General features: G+C 77.6%; 1 pseudogene. It reads right to left on the bottom strand.

Going from position 1 to position 429, the window contains the following annotated elements:
* Positions 1 to 429, bottom strand: a pseudogene (locus tag G3I65_RS56230) (hypothetical protein); the annotation flags it as partial.

Below are 429 nucleotides of genomic sequence, written 5' to 3'. Positions count from 1 at the left end.
CCCGTCCCCGCCGGACGTCCCGTCGGTGCCCGCGGCCAGCGCGTACGCCCGTTGTCCCGGCGAGACGGCCGACGCCAGCGCGGCCGCGGCTTCGGCGCGCACGACGTCGTCCCGGACGTCGAACCAGGCGGACAGGCGCAGGCACAGGTCCCGGACTTCCTCGGGGACAACGGTCGCCGCGATCCCGTCGGCGGCGGCGTCGAACAGCTCCCCCGGCGTGGCTTCGAAGCCGTCCAGCACGCCCTCGGCCACGGCCGTCGTCGCGACCGCGGCTTCCAGGTCCAGCAGCGCGGGGTCCAGCGGCGCAATGCCGAGGATCGGGCTCGCGGGCCACCACCGGCGGGCCCACAGCAGCAGCGCGAGCGCGGCCAGCTCCGGCCGGGCGGGCACCTCGGCGTGCCCGGCGGTGACGACTTCCAGCGCGCGTTC

It is taken from the genome of Amycolatopsis sp. SID8362 (assembly GCF_010550475.1).
In the GTDB taxonomy this organism is placed as follows: domain Bacteria; phylum Actinomycetota; class Actinomycetes; order Mycobacteriales; family Pseudonocardiaceae; genus Amycolatopsis; species Amycolatopsis eburnea.
This window is presented reverse-complemented; position numbering and strand designations above follow the sequence as displayed.